Source organism: Cellulosimicrobium composti, assembly GCF_009711085.1.
GTDB lineage: Bacteria > Actinomycetota > Actinomycetes > Actinomycetales > Cellulomonadaceae > Cellulosimicrobium > Cellulosimicrobium composti.
On sequence record NZ_WMKA01000024.1, the window covers coordinates 37170 to 52794 of the forward strand.

The window sequence follows — 15625 nt, forward strand, 5'->3', positions numbered from 1 at the left end:
ATCGTGGCCCATGACGACCAGAGGGGAGCGGGCGTCGTGACCGGGACCGGAGGCCAGGTCCCCGCACGACCCTCGGGGCGGGGCGACGGAGCCCGGGCGGCCGGCCAGCCGTACTCCGAGCGTGCCGTGCTCGACCCCACCGACGAGCTGCGCATCCTCCTCGTCGAGGACGACGACGGGGACGCGATCCTCGTCGAGGAGCTCCTCTCGGACGGCGACCTCACGGTCGACCTGCACCGCGCGACCACGCTCGACGCCGCGCTCGAGACGCTCGTCTCGCGCCAGGTCCACTGCGTCCTGCTCGACCTCGGGCTGCCCGACTCGGTCGGGCTGTCGGGTGTCGAGCGCCTGCGTGCAGGCGCCCACCCCCCGGCGCTCGTCGTCCTCACCGGGCACTCGGGCATCGACCTCGGCGTCCAGGCCGTCGCCGCGGGTGCCGACGACTACCTCGTCAAGGGCGAGGTCGACGGCGACCTGCTCGGCCGGTCGGTGCGGTACGCCGTCCAGCGCCGCATGTCCGTCGAGCAGCAGCGCGCGCTGTACCGCAGCGAGGTGCGCGCGGCCGAGACGGCGCGGCTCGAGCGCGCGCTCCTGCCGACCCCGCTCGTGCAGGACGACCGCCTCGACGTCATGGTCGGCTACGTCCCCGGTGGCAACGGCCTGCTCGGCGGCGACTTCTTCGACGCCGTCGAGCGCCCGGACGGGACCGTGCTGTGCGTCATCGGCGACGTCGCCGGGCACGGGCCCGACGAGGCGGCGCTCGGGGCCACGCTGCGCACCGCGTGGCGCACGATCGTGCTCAGCGACACCCGGCCCGAGGGGATCCTGCCGCTGCTCGAGCGCGTGCTCGTGCCCGAGCGCTCGCGGCCGGAGGTCTTCGTCACGCTGTGCCAGGTCGTGATCTCGGCGGACCGGCGCACCGCGGAGGTCTACCTCGCGGGCCACCTCGCGCCGCTGCTGCTGCGGGACGTCGCATCGGAGATCACGCCCACCGCCCGGGGCCGCGCCCTCGGCATCCCCGTCGCGGGCGGGTGGACCTCCCAGACGGTCGAGCTGGGGGAGCGGTGGGCGCTCATGCTCTACACGGACGGGCTCGTCGAGGCGACCGTCGCCGGGCCGCCGGGCGCGGCCGGGTCGCGCGAGCGCCCGCAGCGCGTCGGGGTCGAGGGGCTCCGCCGCGCGGTGGACCGCGCGCTCGAGCAGGGCGTCGAGGGGGTCGTCGAACGCGTCTTCCGCTCGGTGCGCGACCTGCACGGCGGCCCCCTCGCGGACGACGCTGCGCTCCTCGTCCTCGGCTGGGGCGGCGACGAGGCGTCGCCGGGCGAGCGCACCGCGACGCTCGCGGACTCCGAGGAGTGGGCGCGGTGAGCGGGCCGGCGGAGGGGGCGCGCGTCGGGCGCGCACCGACCCTGCGGCGACGCCTCGGCTGGGCGCTCGTCGCCGCGGGGGTGATCCTGCTGGGCGTCCTCGCGACGTCGGCCGTCGCCCTGTCGCGCGTGCTCACGCTCCAGCACGACGTCACCGGACCGTTCTTCGACGCCGTGACCGAGGCCGACGCGGCGTACGTCGGGCTGCTCGACGCCGAGGTCGCGGTGCGCGCTTACGTCGCGACCGGCGACGACACCGCGCTCGAGGCGTACGTGCGCGCGGTCGAGGTCGATGCGGCCGGCGTCGTGCCGGACCCGGCCCTCGTGGACCGCCTCGACCTCGACGACGAGCTCGCCGCGGCGCTCGCGCGCGCCGACGCGTCGGTGCGCGCCTGGGTCGTGGACTACGCCGAGCCAGCGATCGCGACCACCGAGGACGACGGGCCGGGCCGGGTCCGCGCCGCGGACCAGGCGGACGGCGCCCTGCTCTTCGCTGCGGCGCGCGCCGACACGGCCCAGTACGTCGACCTGCTGCGTGCCGAGCGCGAGGAGCGGCTCTCCGCCCTCGACCGCTGGAGCCGTGCGCTGTTCGGGAGCGTCCTCGTGCTCGTCGGCTCGGCGCTCGCGGTCGGCATCATCCTCTGGGTGTGCCTCAAGCGATGGGTCACCGAGCCCATGACCGCGCTCGCGCACCGCGTCCGGCTCGTGAGCTCGGGCAGCCTCGACGAGCCCGTCACGACCTCGGGCCCCGCCGAGATCGCGGACCTCGCCCAGGACGTGGAGCACATGCGCGTCGAGCTCGTGAACCAGGTCGCGCAGATCAAGGCCTCGCACGAGGACGCGGCGCGCTCGCACGAGCTCCTCGCCGAGCGGACGCGCGAGCTCGAGCGGTCCAACCGCGACCTCGAGCAGTTCGCGTACGTCGCGTCGCACGACCTCCAGGAGCCGCTGCGCAAGGTCGCGAGCTTCACCCAGCTGCTCAAGAAGCGGTACGGCGGCCAGCTCGACGACCGCGCCGACCAGTACATCGACTTCGCCGTCGACGGCGCGAAGCGCATGCAGCGGCTGATCCAGGACCTGCTCGGTTTCTCGCGCGTCGGGCGGACCGGCACCGAGCGCGTGGACGTCGACCTCGAGCGCGAGCTCGGCGGCGTCCTCGAGGACCTGTCGGAGAAGATCGTCGAGACCGGGGCGACCGTGACGCACGACCCGCTGCCCGTCGTCGTCGGCGAGCGGGCGCTCCTGCACCAGCTCCTCGCGAACCTGCTCGGGAACGCGCTGAAGTTCCGCGACCCCGAGCGCGCGCCCGTCGTGCACGTGGGCGTCCTCGCGCGCGACACGCACTGGGAGCTGTCCGTCGAGGACAACGGGATCGGCATCGACCCGCAGTACGCCGAACGCGTGTTCGTCATCTTCCAGCGGCTGCACGCCAAGGACGTCTACGAGGGGACCGGCATCGGGCTCGCGCTGTGCAAGCGCATCGTCGAGTACCACGGGGGCCGGATCTGGATCGAGCCGCGCGAGGGCGGGACGACGATCCGCTTCACGCTCGCGCACGCGTACGTGCACGCGCAGGTCGGCTACGCTCGCTCCGACCACGACGCCGCGGAGCCCGACGCTCCGGCACGCGTGCGCCACGACGACGAGGAGACAACCGCATGAGCAACGGCAGCAAGCCGATCGACGTCCTGCTGGTGGAGGACGACCCCGGCGACGTGCTCATGACGCGCGAGGCGTTCGAGGACCACAAGGTCACCAACCGCCTGTCGGTCGTCTCCGACGGCGTGAGCGCGCTGGAGTTCCTGCGCAAGGAGGGCGAGCACGCGGACGCCCCGACGCCCGACCTCATCCTCCTCGACCTCAACCTGCCCCGGATGGACGGGCGCGAGGTCCTCGCCGAGCTCAAGGCGGACGAGGCGCTGCGCAAGATCCCGGTCGTCGTGCTCACCACGTCGGAGGCCGAGGAGGACGTCGTGCGCAGCTACTCGCTGCACGCCAACGCGTACGTCACCAAGCCCGTCGACTTCGACCGGTTCATCGACGTCGTGCGCCAGATCGACGACTTCTTCGTCTCCGTGGTGCGGCTCCCCGGGCGCTGAGCGCCCGGCGCCGGCCCGGGAAGAACCGGGGCCGCGGACGCGTTGTCCACGTCAGGCCCGCCGCACGCCGTGCGCGGCGACGGGCGAAGGACGTGACGAGGAGGATGCATGCTGGACCCTCGCGGGATCTACGAGCTCGACGAGCAGGCCGTCGCGCGCCTGTGGCCCACCCCGCCCGAGCCAGGCGCCGGGCCCGTGCTGCTGCACGCCGTGGCGGGGTTCGTCGACGCGGGCAGCGCGGGCGAGCTCGCGGTCGACCACCTGCTGGAGATCGGCGAGGTCACCCGGGTGGTGACCTTCGACGTCGACCAGCTCCTCGACTACCGCTCCAAGCGGGCGACGATGACCTTCAGCACCGACCGCTGGTCCGACTACGACGAGCCGTACCTGGTGATCGACCACGTGCGCGACGCCGAGGGGACGGGGTTCCTGCTCCTGCACGGCGCCGAGCCGGACGTGCAGTGGGAGCGCGTCGTCGCGGCGGTGCGTGACGTCGTCGAGCGCCTCGGCGTCTCGCTCACCGTGGGCTTCCACGGGATCCCCATGGGGATCCCGCACACGCGGCCGCTGTCCGTGACGGCCCACGCGACGCGCCCCGAGCTGCTCGGCGAGCACACGTCGTGGTTCGGCACCGTGAAGGTGCCGGCGAGCCTCGCGGCGCTGCTCGAGCTGCGCCTGGGACGCGCGGGGCACGACGCGCTCGGGTTCACCGTGCACGTGCCGCACTACCTCGCGCAGTCGTCGTACCCGCCCGCGGCGGTCGTCGCGCTGGAGCAGGTCCAGCGCGTCACGGGTCTCGACCTCGCGACGAGCGGGCTCGCGGAGGCGGTACAGGACGCGACCATCGAGGTGGAGCGCCAGGTGCGCGACTCCGAGGAGGTCGCCGCGGTCGTGCGCGCCCTCGAGGAGCAGTACGACGCGTTCGCACGCTCCGTCGGCCGCACGAGCCTGCTCGCCGAGTCGGCGCCCATCCCGACGGCGGACGAGCTCGGCGCGGAGTTCGAGCGCTTCCTCGCCCAGCAGTCCGGGGAGTGAGCCCACCCCGGTCCGGGGAGAATGTGCCGAAAAATCATCACGAGGTGGCGAGTTTCGTGGCGGACCGGACGTGGTCCGTGCCACACTGTCACCCGTTGCAGTGACGTACTTGCGCACGACCCGGGGCAGGGCCGGTACGTGGGTCCGCCCGGCAGGGTGGTCCGGCGTCGGTCCGCCGGCCGCACACGGCCGGGGGCGCCGGCGGAGGACGTGGGACATGGCATTGCGGCGCACGGGGTGGACGAAGGGTCCGCCGCTGATGTCCCCGGATGGACAGAAGGTCAGAGGAAGAGCATGGCGCAGGGTTCTGTGAAGTGGTTCAACGCCGAGAAGGGCTACGGCTTCATCGCGCAGGACGGCGGCGGTGCCGACGTCTTCGTGCACTACTCGGCGATCGAGACGAACGGGTACCGCACGCTCGACGAGGCGCAGCGGGTCGAGTTCGAGATCACCCAGGGCCCCAAGGGCCCGCAGGCGGAGAAGGTCCGCCCGCTCTGACGTCCACGACGTCCAGCGACCGGGCCGACCGGTCGTAGCAGCAGCGCAGGAGCCGCGTCCCTCGGGGCGCGGCTCCTGTCGTGTCGGGGCTCGGTCGTGGGAACGGGCGCGGTCACGGGCGGGCGGCACCGCCGCCGGCGCCCGGCCGAGGTGCCGCCGGGTCGCCGTCCTCGTCCCGCACGTCCGGCCCCGTGTCCGGCCCCGTGTCCGGCCGCGTGTCCGGCGTCGCGACCGGCTCCGGGTCGCGCAGCACCGCGGCGGACCCGACGAACGACCGGAGCTCGTCGCCGGCGAGCACGCGCGCCGGGACCGCGAGCGAGCGCAGCGCCCGGCCCAGACCCGGGCCCGCGAGGTCGGGTGCGCCGTCGCCCGCGCGCACGGCAACGAGCACGACGTTGCCGTAGCGCCGCCCCTTGAGCTGCGCGGGCTCCGCGACCGCCGCGAGCCGCCCCTCGGCCCACGCCTCCTCGCCCACCACCGCGGCGAGCGTCGCGAGCTCGCGGCGCACGAGCGTCAGCGGCGGCCGGTCGGCGCAGTTGACGAGGTAGACGCCGCCGGGACGCAGCACCCGGTGCACCGCGGCGGCCATGCCGAGCGTCACGAGGTGGTCGGGCGTGCGGTCGCCGGCGAACACGTCGCGCACCACGACGTCCCACGACGCGTCGGCCAGCCCCTCGACGGCGTGCCGCGCGTCGTCGGGGCGCAGGCGCAGTCGCGGGGCGCGGGGGAGGTCGAACCACGCCCGGACGAGCTCGAGCAGGCGGGCGTCGAGGTCGACACCGAGCTGCGTGGAGCCGGGGCGGGTGTGCTCGACCCACCGCGGCATGCTGCAGCCCGCGGCGCCCAGGTGGAGCACGCGCAGCGGGCCCGGGGCGAGCTCGTCCACCACCGCGGCCATCTGCTGCATGTACTCGAACGCGAGCAGACCGGGGTCGTCGAGGTCGACGTACGAGCTCGGCACGCCGTTGACGTGCAGCGTCACCGCGGACGGGCGGTCCGGGTCGCGCTCGACGCGGGCGACGCCGGTCGACGTCGGCACCGGCTCCGCCGGGAGCGCGGACCGTGCCGGGCCCGTCTGCCCGCCCCGGCGCCGGGTCGGTGTGGGTGGTGCGGAGGACCCTGAGGAGCGGCGGGAGGTGCGGCGAGCCATGGGCCCACGGTACGGGCTGCGCGCGCACCCCCGGCGTTGACAGGTTCGAACAGGTGTTCGATAGTGGGAGCAGGAGGTGCGCGATGTCGAACGATGCAGGCGCGAGGAGCCGGGTCGCCGTCCCCGCGGAGGTCCGCCGGCTGCTGGGCCGCGCGGACGCGGAGCTCGTCGCCGCGGCGCTCGCGCAGGACGCGGGCGAGCGGTTCGTGCACGCCCACCTCGGCGCGCTGCGCGCGGCGGCGGCGGTCGTCGCGCTGCGCGGCCGCCCCGCGCGCCGGGGCCGCGCACGCTCGGTGTGGGACCAGCTCGCGGACGCGGAGCCGGGCCTCGCCTCGTGGTCCGGCTACTTCGCGAGCGGAGCGCGCGTGCGCGCGGCGGTCGACGCCGGACGGTTCGACGCCGTGGACCCGCGGCGCGCCGACGAGCTCATGGCGTGCGCCGAGGACTTCCGCGACGAGGTCGCGATGCTCATCGACCCCGACGCCGGCTTCGTGCGCCTCCCGGGCCTGCGGACGGCGGCGTCGTGACGTCGCCCCGCCCCGCGCGGCGCGCGCGGTGAGCCGGCCATGAGCCGCGGGCCCCGCGCGCAGGTCCGTCGCGACTGGGGCACGGACGAGGACGGCTGCTCGATCCTCCACGTGGACATGGACGCGTTCTTCGCGTCGGTCGAGCTCGCCCGGCGCCCCCAGCTCGTGGGCCGCCCGGTGATCGTCGGGGGCGCCGAGCGCGGCGTCGTGCTCGCCGCCACCTACGAGGCGCGGGCGTTCGGCGTGCACTCCGCGATGCCGATGGTCACCGCGCGCCGGCTGTGCCCCCAGGCGGTCGTGGTGCCGCCCGACCACGCGCGCTACCACGAGGTGTCCCGTGCGGTCATGGCGGCGATCGGCGAGATCACGGCCCTCGTGGAGCAGGTGAGCGTCGACGAGGCGTTCCTCGACGTGAGCGGCGCGCGACGGCGCCTCGGGCCGCCGACGCGGATCGCCGCCCGGCTCCGCGAGCGGGTGCGGGCCGAGCACGGCATCACGTGCTCGGTCGGGATCGCCACGACCAAGTTCGTGGCCAAGCTCGCCTCGACCCACGCCAAGCCCGACGGCGTCCTCCTCGTGCCGGCCGCCGCCACCATCCCGTTCCTGCGCACGCTGCCCGTCGGCGCCCTGTGGGGTGTGGGGGAGCGGACGGAGGGCGTCCTGGCGCGCTGGGGGATCCGCACGGTCGCCGAGCTCGCGGACACCGACGTCGCGGTGCTGCAGGCCGCGGTCGGGAAGGTCTCCGGCGCGCACCTGCACGACCTCGCGTGGGGCCGCGACCCCCGACCCGTCGAGCCCGGACGGGCCGAGCGCAGCATCGGAGCCGAGACGACCTTCGCCCACGACCGCCGCGACCTCGCGGACGTCCAGGCGCGCGTGCTCGAGCTCGCCGACCGCTGCGCCGGGCGCCTGCGCCGCCAGCATCTCGTCGCGCGCACCGTGAGCGTCAAGGTCCGCACGAGCGACTTCCGCACCGTCACGCGGTCGCGGACCCTGGGCGCCCCGACGGACGTCGCGCGCGAGATCTACCTCGTCGCGCGCGAGCTCGTCGCGGGGGTCGACCTGCGGGGCCTCGCGGTGCGGCTCGTCGGCGTCCGGGCGGAGGGCCTCGAGCCGCGGGCGGACGCGGTCGTGCAGCCCACCCTGGACGACGCGGTGGACGAGGCGGGCGCGGCCCGGCGGCGCGTCGAGGAGGCGGTCGACGCGGTCCGGGGGCGTTTCGGAGTGAGTTCCATCGCGATGGGCCCGGCGAGGGTCCGCTCGACTACCACCCCCGCGGATGTCGATCTATCCTGAGGGGGACACACGACCACCGTGGAGAAACGGGGTGCTCATGCCTCTGTCTGAGTACGAGCAGCGGGTCTTGGAGCAGATGGAGCGCGCGCTCACCTCGGACGACCCGCGGTTGGCGAACACGCTCCAGGCCCCTCGACGTCGCTCTGCGCTGCGCTACGTCCTGGCCGGGGTCGGGGTGGTGGGGGGCCTTCTCCTGCTGGTGCTGGGAGCCGCGCTCTCGCAGACCTGGCTCGGCGTGATCGGCTTCGTCCTGATGTTCGCCGGCGTGGTGCTCGTCTTCCAGTCACCGCGCTCGCGCAAGGGCCCGGTCGGCACCGTCGAGGCCGACGGCACCGTCCGCCCCGCTGCGGCGAGCAAGCCCGCCCGCAAGCCCTTCCTCAGCCGACTGGAAGAGCGCTGGGACCGTCGGCGGGAGCAGGACGGTCGCTGAGCGACTCCTCCACCAGACCCACCGCCGTGCCGACACGCTCCTCGAGACGTTCGGCGCGGACGACCGCCCGCGGGTGCGGCGCGTAACGCTCGACCTCGAGCGCTGACGCCAGGTCCGCGACGGCCTCCGCCACGTCGTCGTCGAGCGGGTGCACGCCACGGCGGTCGCGGAGCGCCGCCACGACGGCGGCCGGCACGTTGCGCGGCGTCGTCGACGAGGGCCACCGCACGTCGAGCGCGTCGAGCCGGCTCCGCAGCTCCGCCCACGCGTCCTCCGCGTCGCGCAGGTTCGACGACTCCGAGCGCCGCCGCAGCACGAGCCACGCGGCCGCCCCCAGCACGACCACGACGAGGAGCGTGACCCCCGCGACGACCGTCCACGGCGTCGCCTCCTCCTGCGCGCCCGCGGGCCGCCCGGTCGTCCCCGGAGCCGTGGGCGCCTCGCTCGTCGACGGCGACGGCGCCGCCGTCGTGGCGCCCGGCGTCGGGACGTTGCCCGGGTCGCCGGGGCCGCCCGGCGTGACGGCGACCGGCGTGGCGTACTGCGGCGTCGGCCCGGTCTGCTGGGCCGGGGTCGGCTCGAACCGCACCCAGCCCTGCCCGGGGAAGTACAGCTCGGGCCACGCGTGCGAGTCGCGGCCCGTCACCTGGAAGCGCGTGTCGTCGACGCGCTCGCCCGGCAGGAAGCCGACGCCGAGACGCGCCGGGATGCCGAGCGTGCGGGCCATCATCGTCATCGACGTCGCGAACTGGACGCAGTAGCCGGTGCGGTCCTGGAGGAAGTCCCAGACGGCGTCGCCCGAGTCGCCCGCCGGGACGTCGGTCGAGTACGTGAAGCGCGACACGTCGCGGAAGTAGGTCTGCAGGGCGAGCGCCTGGTCGTAGCGCGTCGTCGCCCCCGCGACGACCTCCGTCGCGAGGTCGCGGATGTCCTGCTCGTGCTCGGTCGCGGGCACGTCGAGGTAGTTCGGGTCGTCCGGGTCGCTGCCGGTCGCGCCGCGCAGGGTGTCGGCGTCGAGCGGGCGCGGGTGGACGACGAGCCCGTAGGACGTCCCCGCGCCCGTCGGCCGGTCCCCGAGCACCTCGTCGCGGACGTCGTCGTACGACCAGTCCCCGTCGATGTCGAGGGCGCGCGGCTCGATCGGGACGGGGAGCTTGGTGTCGCGCAGCGTCTCGAGCGTGACGCGGACCGTCGTCGGCTCCTCGACGGCGGCCGGGTCGCCGGGCCACAGGAGCTGCTGAGCGTCCTCGACCGGGTCGCCGTCGCGGTCGGCGCCGCGGCGCCAGTTGGTGCCGTCGAACCCGGTGAGGGTGAACACCCGCAGCGGGCCGACCTCGTCGCCGTCCGTGCGGTAGCGCAGGACGACCTCGCCCGAGCGCTCGGCGAGGTCGCGCCGCATGTCGAGGTCGTCCGACAGCCGCACGGTCTGGCCCGTCGAGGAGAACAGGCGCGACCACGAGGCCGACGCGACCTCCGGCAGGACGGCGCTGGCCGAGCCGAGCCCGAGCGCGGTGACCGCGACGGCGAGCGCGACGACGAGCGCCCCGGCGGCGCGCAGCCCGCCGGCGGCGCGGCCCTCGGCCCGTCGGCCGACCGTCCCCCGCCGCACGGTGCGGTGCGGGTTGTCCACGGCGAGCAGGAGCACGAGCGCCGTCACGGTCACGACGAACGCGACCGGCGGGACCTCGCCCATGATGACGAGACCGGGGACCCACAGCGCGAGGAGCGGCAGCGCGACGCCCGCGCCGAGCCGCAGACCTCCAGCCATGAGGTCGGCGACGAGGAACACGACGACGGCGCCCCCGACGGCCATGAGGGCGATCGGCAGGCTCGGGTCGATCGGCGCGACCTCGGCGAGCGTGAGGTCGCGCGCGGTGGAGAGCCGGGACAGGACCCGGTCGACGTTCGAGAGCCCGATGAGCAGCGAGAACCGGTCGGTCGGACCGCCGTACAGCCCGAGGAGGGCCCAGAGCCCGGCGACGAGGCCCGCGAGCGACGGGAGCAGGGCGGCCGGCGGCGCGAGCGTCTCGCCGCGGGCCGCGTGGCCGCGCTCCAGCGCGTAGCGGCTCGCCCCGGTGACGAGCGCGAGGACGGTCACGACGCGCACGGCGGTCCCGGTCCACCCACCGGGGCCGATGACGCTGCCGAGCGCGTACGTCGAGGCGACGACCGCGACCGCGACGAGCACGCTCGTCGCGAGCACCCGGAACGCGACCGGGGCGGTGGCGGCCGGGCGGGGGGTGGTCATCGGGTGCCCTCCACGAGCAGGGTCCAGGCGTGCTCCAGGGACATCGACGGGTCGACGAGCGCGGCGTGCCACCCGGCCCGGCGCAGCGCGGAGACCGTCTCGAGGGCGTCGGCGTGCTCCGGGGCCCAGGGTCGGGCGCTCACGACGAGCGCGCGCTGCTGCCCGTCGCCGGCGGTCGCGGCGACGCTGTGGCGGGCGACGGAGCCGAGCGGGCCGAGCACGGCGACGGTGATCTCGCCGGGACGGCGGTCGCGACGCAGCGCCTCCGCCGTCGCGACGACCGCGCGGTCGCCGTCCGCGACGCCGTGGTGGCCGTGCAGGTCGACGGTCGCGTCGAGGAGGTCCGCCGGGCCCTCGCCGGAGCGGTTGACGCGGAAGCCGGTGCCGGAGACGACGGGCGCGAGCGACGACGGCACGAGGCGGACCGGGTGCCCGGCCTGGAGCAGCGAGACGCCGACCGACGCGGCGCACTCGACGGCCCACTCGCCGTCGGCGAGCGCGCGCTGGCTCGACGCGGCGAGCTCGGGGTGGGGGAGGAGCCCGCGGTCCAGGAGCACCGTGACGGGCGGCAGCCCCGCGCTCTCGTCCGCCCGCACCATGAGCTGGCCGTGGCGCGCGGCGCTGGCCCAGTGCACGCGCCGCGGGTCGTCGCCCGCGACGTAGTCGCGCAGCACGGAGTCGTCGCTCGACGCGAGGCGCGCTCCGGACGCGGAGCGCTCGTGCTCGCCGAACGCGCGCGCGCCGCGCGCGGGGAGCTCCACGGTGCGCGGCCAGACGGCCACCGACGTCGGCTCGCCGAGCTCCTGGGTCGCGCTCACGAGCCCGAACAGGTCGACGCGCGTCGTGAGCAGGGGGCCGAGCGGCCACCGGCCGCGCCGCAGCGGCCGCAGCCGGTAGCGCACCGCGATGTGGTCGCCGACCGTCGCGACCTGGGCACGCAGCGAGCCCTGGTCGCACAGCTCGTGCGCCGCCTGCTCGCTGATCCGCAGACGGGACAGCGTCGCCGCCGTGGACGACGTCGTGCGCGCCGCCGCGACGGTGAGCCGCGCCGTCGTGAACTGGCCGCGCACCGCCGGGTTGGGCTGGACGCGACGCGTGACGTGCAGCGCGCCGCGCCCGCGGTCGATGCGGCGGACCGCCATCCAGCACCACGCGGCGCCGACGGCCAGCGCCCCGGCGGCGCCGAGACCGACGAGGTCCGGCAGCCCGAGGGTCACACCGACGACGACGAGGGCGGCGCCGGCGGCGAGCACGGCCGTGCCGCGGCGCGTGAGACGCGCGCTGGCGAGGCTCCGCCTCCGGGTGCGGAGCCGCGCGAGGGACGACGGGACGCGCACGTCAGCGTCGCTCGGTCGCGTCCAGGGCGGGGATCGGCGTCTGCGCCACGATCGACGTGACGACGGCCTCGGCGTCCTGGCCCGAGAGGCGGGCCTCGGTCGTGATGACGAGGCGGTGCGCGAGCACGGGCACGGCGAGGTACTGGACGTCGTCCGGGAGCACGTGGTCGCGCCCGGACATCGCGGCGAGCGCCTTGGCGGCGCGCAGGAGCTGGAGCGTCGTGCGGGGCGAGGCGCCGAGCCGCAGGCCGGGGTGCTCGCGCGTCGCGGTGACGAGCGCGAGGACGTACCGCTTGACGGCGGGGGACGCGTACACCGCCCGGGCGACCTCGGCGAACCGCAGGACGGCCGCGCCGGTCGTCACGGGGCGCAGGTGGGCGAGCGGGTTGTCGGACTCCTGCGTGTCGAGCATGCGCAGCTCGGCCTCGGCGTCGGGGTACCCGACCGTGAGCCGCGCCATGAACCGGTCCCGCTGCGCCTCGGGCAGGGGGTACGTCCCCTCCATCTCGACCGGGTTCTGCGTCGCGACGACGAGGAACGGGCTCGGGAGCTGGTGGGTCGTCCCGTCGACCGTCGTCTGGCCCTCCTCCATGCACTCCAGCAGCGCGGACTGCGTCTTGGGCGAGGCGCGGTTGATCTCGTCGCCGATGACGATGTTGGAGAACACGGGGCCGGGGCGGAACTCGAACTCGTGGTTCGCGGCGCGGTAGATGTTGACGCCCGTGAGGTCGCTTGGCAGGAGGTCGGGCGTGAACTGGATCCGGCCGACCTTGCAGTCGATCGTGCGCGCGAGCGCCTTGGCCAGCGTCGTCTTGCCGACGCCGGGGACGTCCTCGACGAGGAGGTGGCCCTGCGCGAGGAGGACCGCGACGGTGATCGTCACGAGGTCGGGACGGCCGGTGACGACCGACTCGATGCCCTCGCGGATGCGGCCGGTGGTCTCGACGAGCTCGTCGAGCCCGGCGAGGTGCTCGGGTCCCGGGTCGTCGGAGGACGCGACAGGGGCGATGTCGGGGAGCACGGGGACCTCCGTCGTCGGTGGCGCAGGGCCGCGGACCGGCCAGACCGCGGGTGGGACGAGCCTAGTGGACCCGCGGGCCCTGCGGCGTCGCGGCCCGGGGCGGCACGCCGCAGGGGACGCTCCCGCGCGCGCCGTCGCCCGGGGGGCGCTGCGCCAGGGCCCTCCCACGAGGCACGACGCGCCGTGGGTACCTCTCCCCTCCACCGCCCTCCACTCGGCTGACCTGCGGAGATCCTGCGAAGGCGGGTGAAAGCGGGGGCTTTCACCGAGAGCGGTGGAGGGAAGTGGAGTACCGTGGAGCAGAAGGGAGCAGGAGAGGAGGTGCCAGGTGCATGTCCGGCTTCGTGGACGACGTGCTCGGTGGTTCCTCCGGCCTGCTCCTGGGCACCTTCACGCCGCGTCTGGACGACAAGGGGAGGCTCATCCTCCCCGCGAAGTTCCGGTCGCGGCTCGCGCCGGGTCTGGTCATGACGCGGGGGCAGGAGCGCTGTCTGTTCCTGCTGCCGATGGACGAGTTCCGGCGCATGTACGACCAGATCCGGCAGGCGCCGGTGACGAGCAAGCAGGCCCGGGACTACCTGCGCGTCTTCCTCTCGGGGGCGAGCGACGAGATCCCGGACAAGCAGGGTCGTGTGTCGATCCCCGCGCCCTTGCGGGCGTACGCGGGGCTCGACCGCGACGTCGCGGTGATCGGCGCGGGCACCCGCGTCGAGATCTGGGACGCGCAGGCGTGGGAGACGTATCTCGCGGAGCAGGAGTCGGCGTACTCCGACACCGCCGAGGAGGTGTTCCCGGACCTGCGCTTCTAGGGGCGAGCGCCGCCGCGCCCGCACGGTGAGGCCTCCTCCCGCCCGGTCTGACGCACTTCCCCGGCGCCAGAAAGGACGCGGAGGGAGACCTGACCGTACGGGGCCCGGCGCCCGCGGAGCACGAGCAGGTCAGCACGCCCGTCGCCGGGCACCGAGCAGCACGGAGAGGAGACGCGCATGACGAGCACCCCCGACGACGCCGCGGAGCGCCACGTCCCCGTGCTCCTCCAGCGCTGCGTCGACCTCCTCGCGCCGGCGCTCGCCGAGCCCGGGTCGGTGCTCGTGGACTGCACGCTCGGGATGGGCGGGCACACGGAGGCCGTGCTGGAGCAGGTCCCGACCGCGCGCGTCGTGGGCATCGACCGCGACCCGGAGGCGATCGACCGCGCGTCGCGCCGCCTCGAGCGGTTCGGCGACAGGTTCCGGGCCGTGCACGCCGTCTACGACGAGATCGGCGACGTCGTGGCCGACGTCGTCGGCGAACCGGTCCAGGGCGTGCTCATGGACCTCGGCGTGTCCTCGCTGCAGATCGACGAGGCCGAGCGCGGGTTCTCCTACGCCCACGACGCACCGCTCGACATGCGGATGGACCCGACGACCGGCCCGACCGCCGCCGACGTGCTCAACACGTACGACGAGCGCGCGCTCACGCGGGTGCTGCGCGAGTACGGCGAGGAGCGGTTCGCGCAGCGCATCGCGCGGGCCGTCGTGCGGCGTCGCGAGCAGCGCCCGTGGGAGCGCAGCGCGGAGCTCGTCGACCTCGTGCGCGCCTCGATCCCCGCGGCGACGCGCCAGACGGGCGGCAACCCCGCCAAGCGCACGTTCCAGGCGCTGCGGATCGAGGTGAACGGCGAGCTCGAGGTGCTCGAGCGCGCGGTCCCCGCGGCCGTGGACGTCCTGGCCGTCGGCGGGCGCGTCGTCGTCGAGTCGTACCACTCGCTCGAGGACCGCATCGTCAAGCGCGAGCTGGCCGCCGGGTCGACGGTCAGCGCGCCCCCGGGGCTCCCGGTGGTGCCCGACGAGGACCAGCCCTACCTGCGGCTCCTCACGCGCGGCGCCGAGGAGGCGACCCCGGACGAGCGCGAGACGAACCCGCGCTCGGCGTCCGTCCGCCTGCGGGCGGCCGAGCGCACCCGGCCGACGCCGCCGCACCGCCGACCCGCCGCCCGACGCCCGTCCGGCGGCCCGCAGTACCGCACGACCGACCGACCGCACGACCCGGGGAAGAGGACACGATGAGCGCACAGAGGTCGACCGCCGCCCGCCCGCTCGCACGTCCGGCGCGCCCGGCGCCCGCTCCGCGGCCGTCCCTCACGGCGCTGCCCGGGGGCGCGTCCGAGCGCGCGCTGCGCTCGCGCCTCGAGCTGGTCCGTGCGCCGCTGCAGGCGCGGTCGAAGATCCCGTTCCTCGTGCTCTGCATGTCGATCCTGGGCGCGGCGCTCCTGTGTGCTCTCCTGGTGAACACGACGATGGCGCGCAACTCCTACGAGATGTCGGAGCTGCGCCGGGAGGTGAGCCGCGTGGCGCAGGACACGCAGAGCCTGCAGGCCCAGGTGGCCGAGCAGAAGGCCTCGCTGCCCGAGACCGCGCGTTCCCTCGGCATGGTCGAGGCGGAGGACCCGGCGATGGTGCGGCTGTCCGACGGCGCGGTCCTCGGTCTCCCGCAGGAGGAGGCCGGGCAGTGACGCGGGGCACGGGGGCCGGACGCGCGGGACGGGCACCGTCCGCGGCCGGCACGCCGCGGCCCGCCTCGACGGCCTCCCGGCCCGCGCCGGGGGGCCGCGCCGCGTCCGGGGGCCGGTCGGCTG

The 15625-nt window shown here is 75.5% G+C and carries 15 protein-coding genes; 11 read left to right on the top strand and 4 right to left on the bottom strand.

Annotated elements, in window-relative coordinates:
• Nucleotides 1-36: 36 nt before the first annotated feature.
• The 5 genes from GJV82_RS11385 to GJV82_RS11405 all read left to right on the top strand — a co-directional run bounded on the left by GJV82_RS11385 (nucleotide 37) and on the right by GJV82_RS11405 (nucleotide 4999).
• Nucleotides 37-1368: a PP2C family protein-serine/threonine phosphatase gene (locus tag GJV82_RS11385; RefSeq protein WP_318657552.1), complete on the top strand. Its 1332-nt coding sequence runs from the start codon at nucleotides 37-39 to the stop codon at nucleotides 1366-1368.
• Nucleotides 1365-3029, top strand: coding sequence for a sensor histidine kinase (locus GJV82_RS11390; protein WP_318657553.1), 1665 nt, complete (start codon nucleotides 1365-1367; stop codon nucleotides 3027-3029). Before GJV82_RS11385 ends, GJV82_RS11390 begins: the two co-directional genes overlap by 4 nt.
• Complete coding sequence (locus tag GJV82_RS11395; protein WP_024840612.1) at nucleotides 3026-3466, top strand: response regulator; 441 nt, start codon at nucleotides 3026-3028, stop codon at nucleotides 3464-3466. The genes GJV82_RS11390 and GJV82_RS11395 overlap by 4 nt, the downstream gene beginning before the upstream one ends.
• Before the next feature lie 108 nt (nucleotides 3467-3574).
• A complete protein-coding gene (locus GJV82_RS11400; RefSeq protein WP_024840613.1) occupies nucleotides 3575-4501 on the top strand; it encodes a proteasome assembly chaperone family protein in 927 nt (308 codons plus the stop codon).
• A gap of 294 nt (nucleotides 4502-4795) precedes the next feature.
• On the top strand, nucleotides 4796-4999 hold the full coding sequence (locus GJV82_RS11405; protein ID WP_024840614.1) for a cold-shock protein: 204 nt from the start codon (nucleotides 4796-4798) through the stop codon (nucleotides 4997-4999).
• A 112-nt stretch (nucleotides 5000-5111) separates the two neighbouring features.
• Here the strand turns inward: GJV82_RS11405 and GJV82_RS11410 are convergent, their stop codons facing one another.
• Nucleotides 5112-6038 (bottom strand): spermidine synthase, encoded by a 927-nt coding sequence (locus tag GJV82_RS11410; protein WP_318657554.1) that lies wholly within the window; start codon nucleotides 6036-6038, stop codon nucleotides 5112-5114.
• A gap of 194 nt (nucleotides 6039-6232) precedes the next feature.
• Here GJV82_RS11410 and GJV82_RS11415 point away from each other — a divergent pair, with 194 nt between their 5' ends.
• Genes GJV82_RS11415 through GJV82_RS11425 form a run of 3 tightly spaced genes read left to right on the top strand, consistent with a single transcriptional unit; the run spans nucleotide 6233 to nucleotide 8402 of the window.
• Nucleotides 6233-6676, top strand: coding sequence for an SAV_6107 family HEPN domain-containing protein (locus GJV82_RS11415; protein WP_155099304.1), 444 nt, complete (start codon nucleotides 6233-6235; stop codon nucleotides 6674-6676).
• 39 nt (nucleotides 6677-6715) lie between these two features.
• On the top strand, nucleotides 6716-7972 hold the full coding sequence (gene dinB, locus GJV82_RS11420; protein WP_155099305.1) for a DNA polymerase IV: 1257 nt from the start codon (nucleotides 6716-6718) through the stop codon (nucleotides 7970-7972).
• Between the two features lie 37 nt (nucleotides 7973-8009).
• A complete protein-coding gene (locus GJV82_RS11425; RefSeq protein ID WP_024840617.1) occupies nucleotides 8010-8402 on the top strand; it encodes a DUF3040 domain-containing protein in 393 nt (130 codons plus the stop codon).
• On the opposite strand, the gene GJV82_RS11430 is transcribed toward GJV82_RS11425, so the two are convergent.
• From GJV82_RS11430 to GJV82_RS11440, 3 genes are read right to left on the bottom strand one after another with little or no spacing between them, the layout of a single operon-like run.
• Nucleotides 8350-10650: a transglutaminase family protein gene (locus GJV82_RS11430; protein ID WP_155099306.1), complete on the bottom strand. Its 2301-nt coding sequence runs from the start codon at nucleotides 10648-10650 to the stop codon at nucleotides 8350-8352. The two genes, GJV82_RS11425 and GJV82_RS11430, sit on opposite strands and share 53 nt — an antisense overlap.
• Nucleotides 10647-11987 (bottom strand): DUF58 domain-containing protein, encoded by a 1341-nt coding sequence (locus GJV82_RS11435; protein ID WP_115942408.1) that lies wholly within the window; start codon nucleotides 11985-11987, stop codon nucleotides 10647-10649. The genes GJV82_RS11430 and GJV82_RS11435 overlap by 4 nt, the downstream gene beginning before the upstream one ends.
• 1 nt (nucleotide 11988) lies before the next feature.
• A complete protein-coding gene (locus GJV82_RS11440; protein WP_404812967.1) occupies nucleotides 11989-13008 on the bottom strand; it encodes an AAA family ATPase in 1020 nt (339 codons plus the stop codon).
• A 374-nt stretch (nucleotides 13009-13382) separates the two neighbouring features.
• Here GJV82_RS11440 and mraZ point away from each other — a divergent pair, with 374 nt between their 5' ends.
• From mraZ to GJV82_RS11455, 3 genes are all read left to right on the top strand, one after another.
• Entirely contained in the window at nucleotides 13383-13817 is a 435-nt protein-coding gene (mraZ, locus tag GJV82_RS11445; protein ID WP_031316739.1) for a division/cell wall cluster transcriptional repressor MraZ, read from the top strand.
• A gap of 177 nt (nucleotides 13818-13994) precedes the next feature.
• Nucleotides 13995-15056: a 16S rRNA (cytosine(1402)-N(4))-methyltransferase RsmH gene (gene rsmH / locus GJV82_RS11450; protein WP_155099308.1), complete on the top strand. Its 1062-nt coding sequence runs from the start codon at nucleotides 13995-13997 to the stop codon at nucleotides 15054-15056.
• On the top strand, nucleotides 15053-15502 hold the full coding sequence (locus GJV82_RS11455; protein WP_024840622.1) for a hypothetical protein: 450 nt from the start codon (nucleotides 15053-15055) through the stop codon (nucleotides 15500-15502). Before rsmH ends, GJV82_RS11455 begins: the two co-directional genes overlap by 4 nt.
• The last annotated feature ends 123 nt before the right edge of the window (nucleotides 15503-15625 follow it).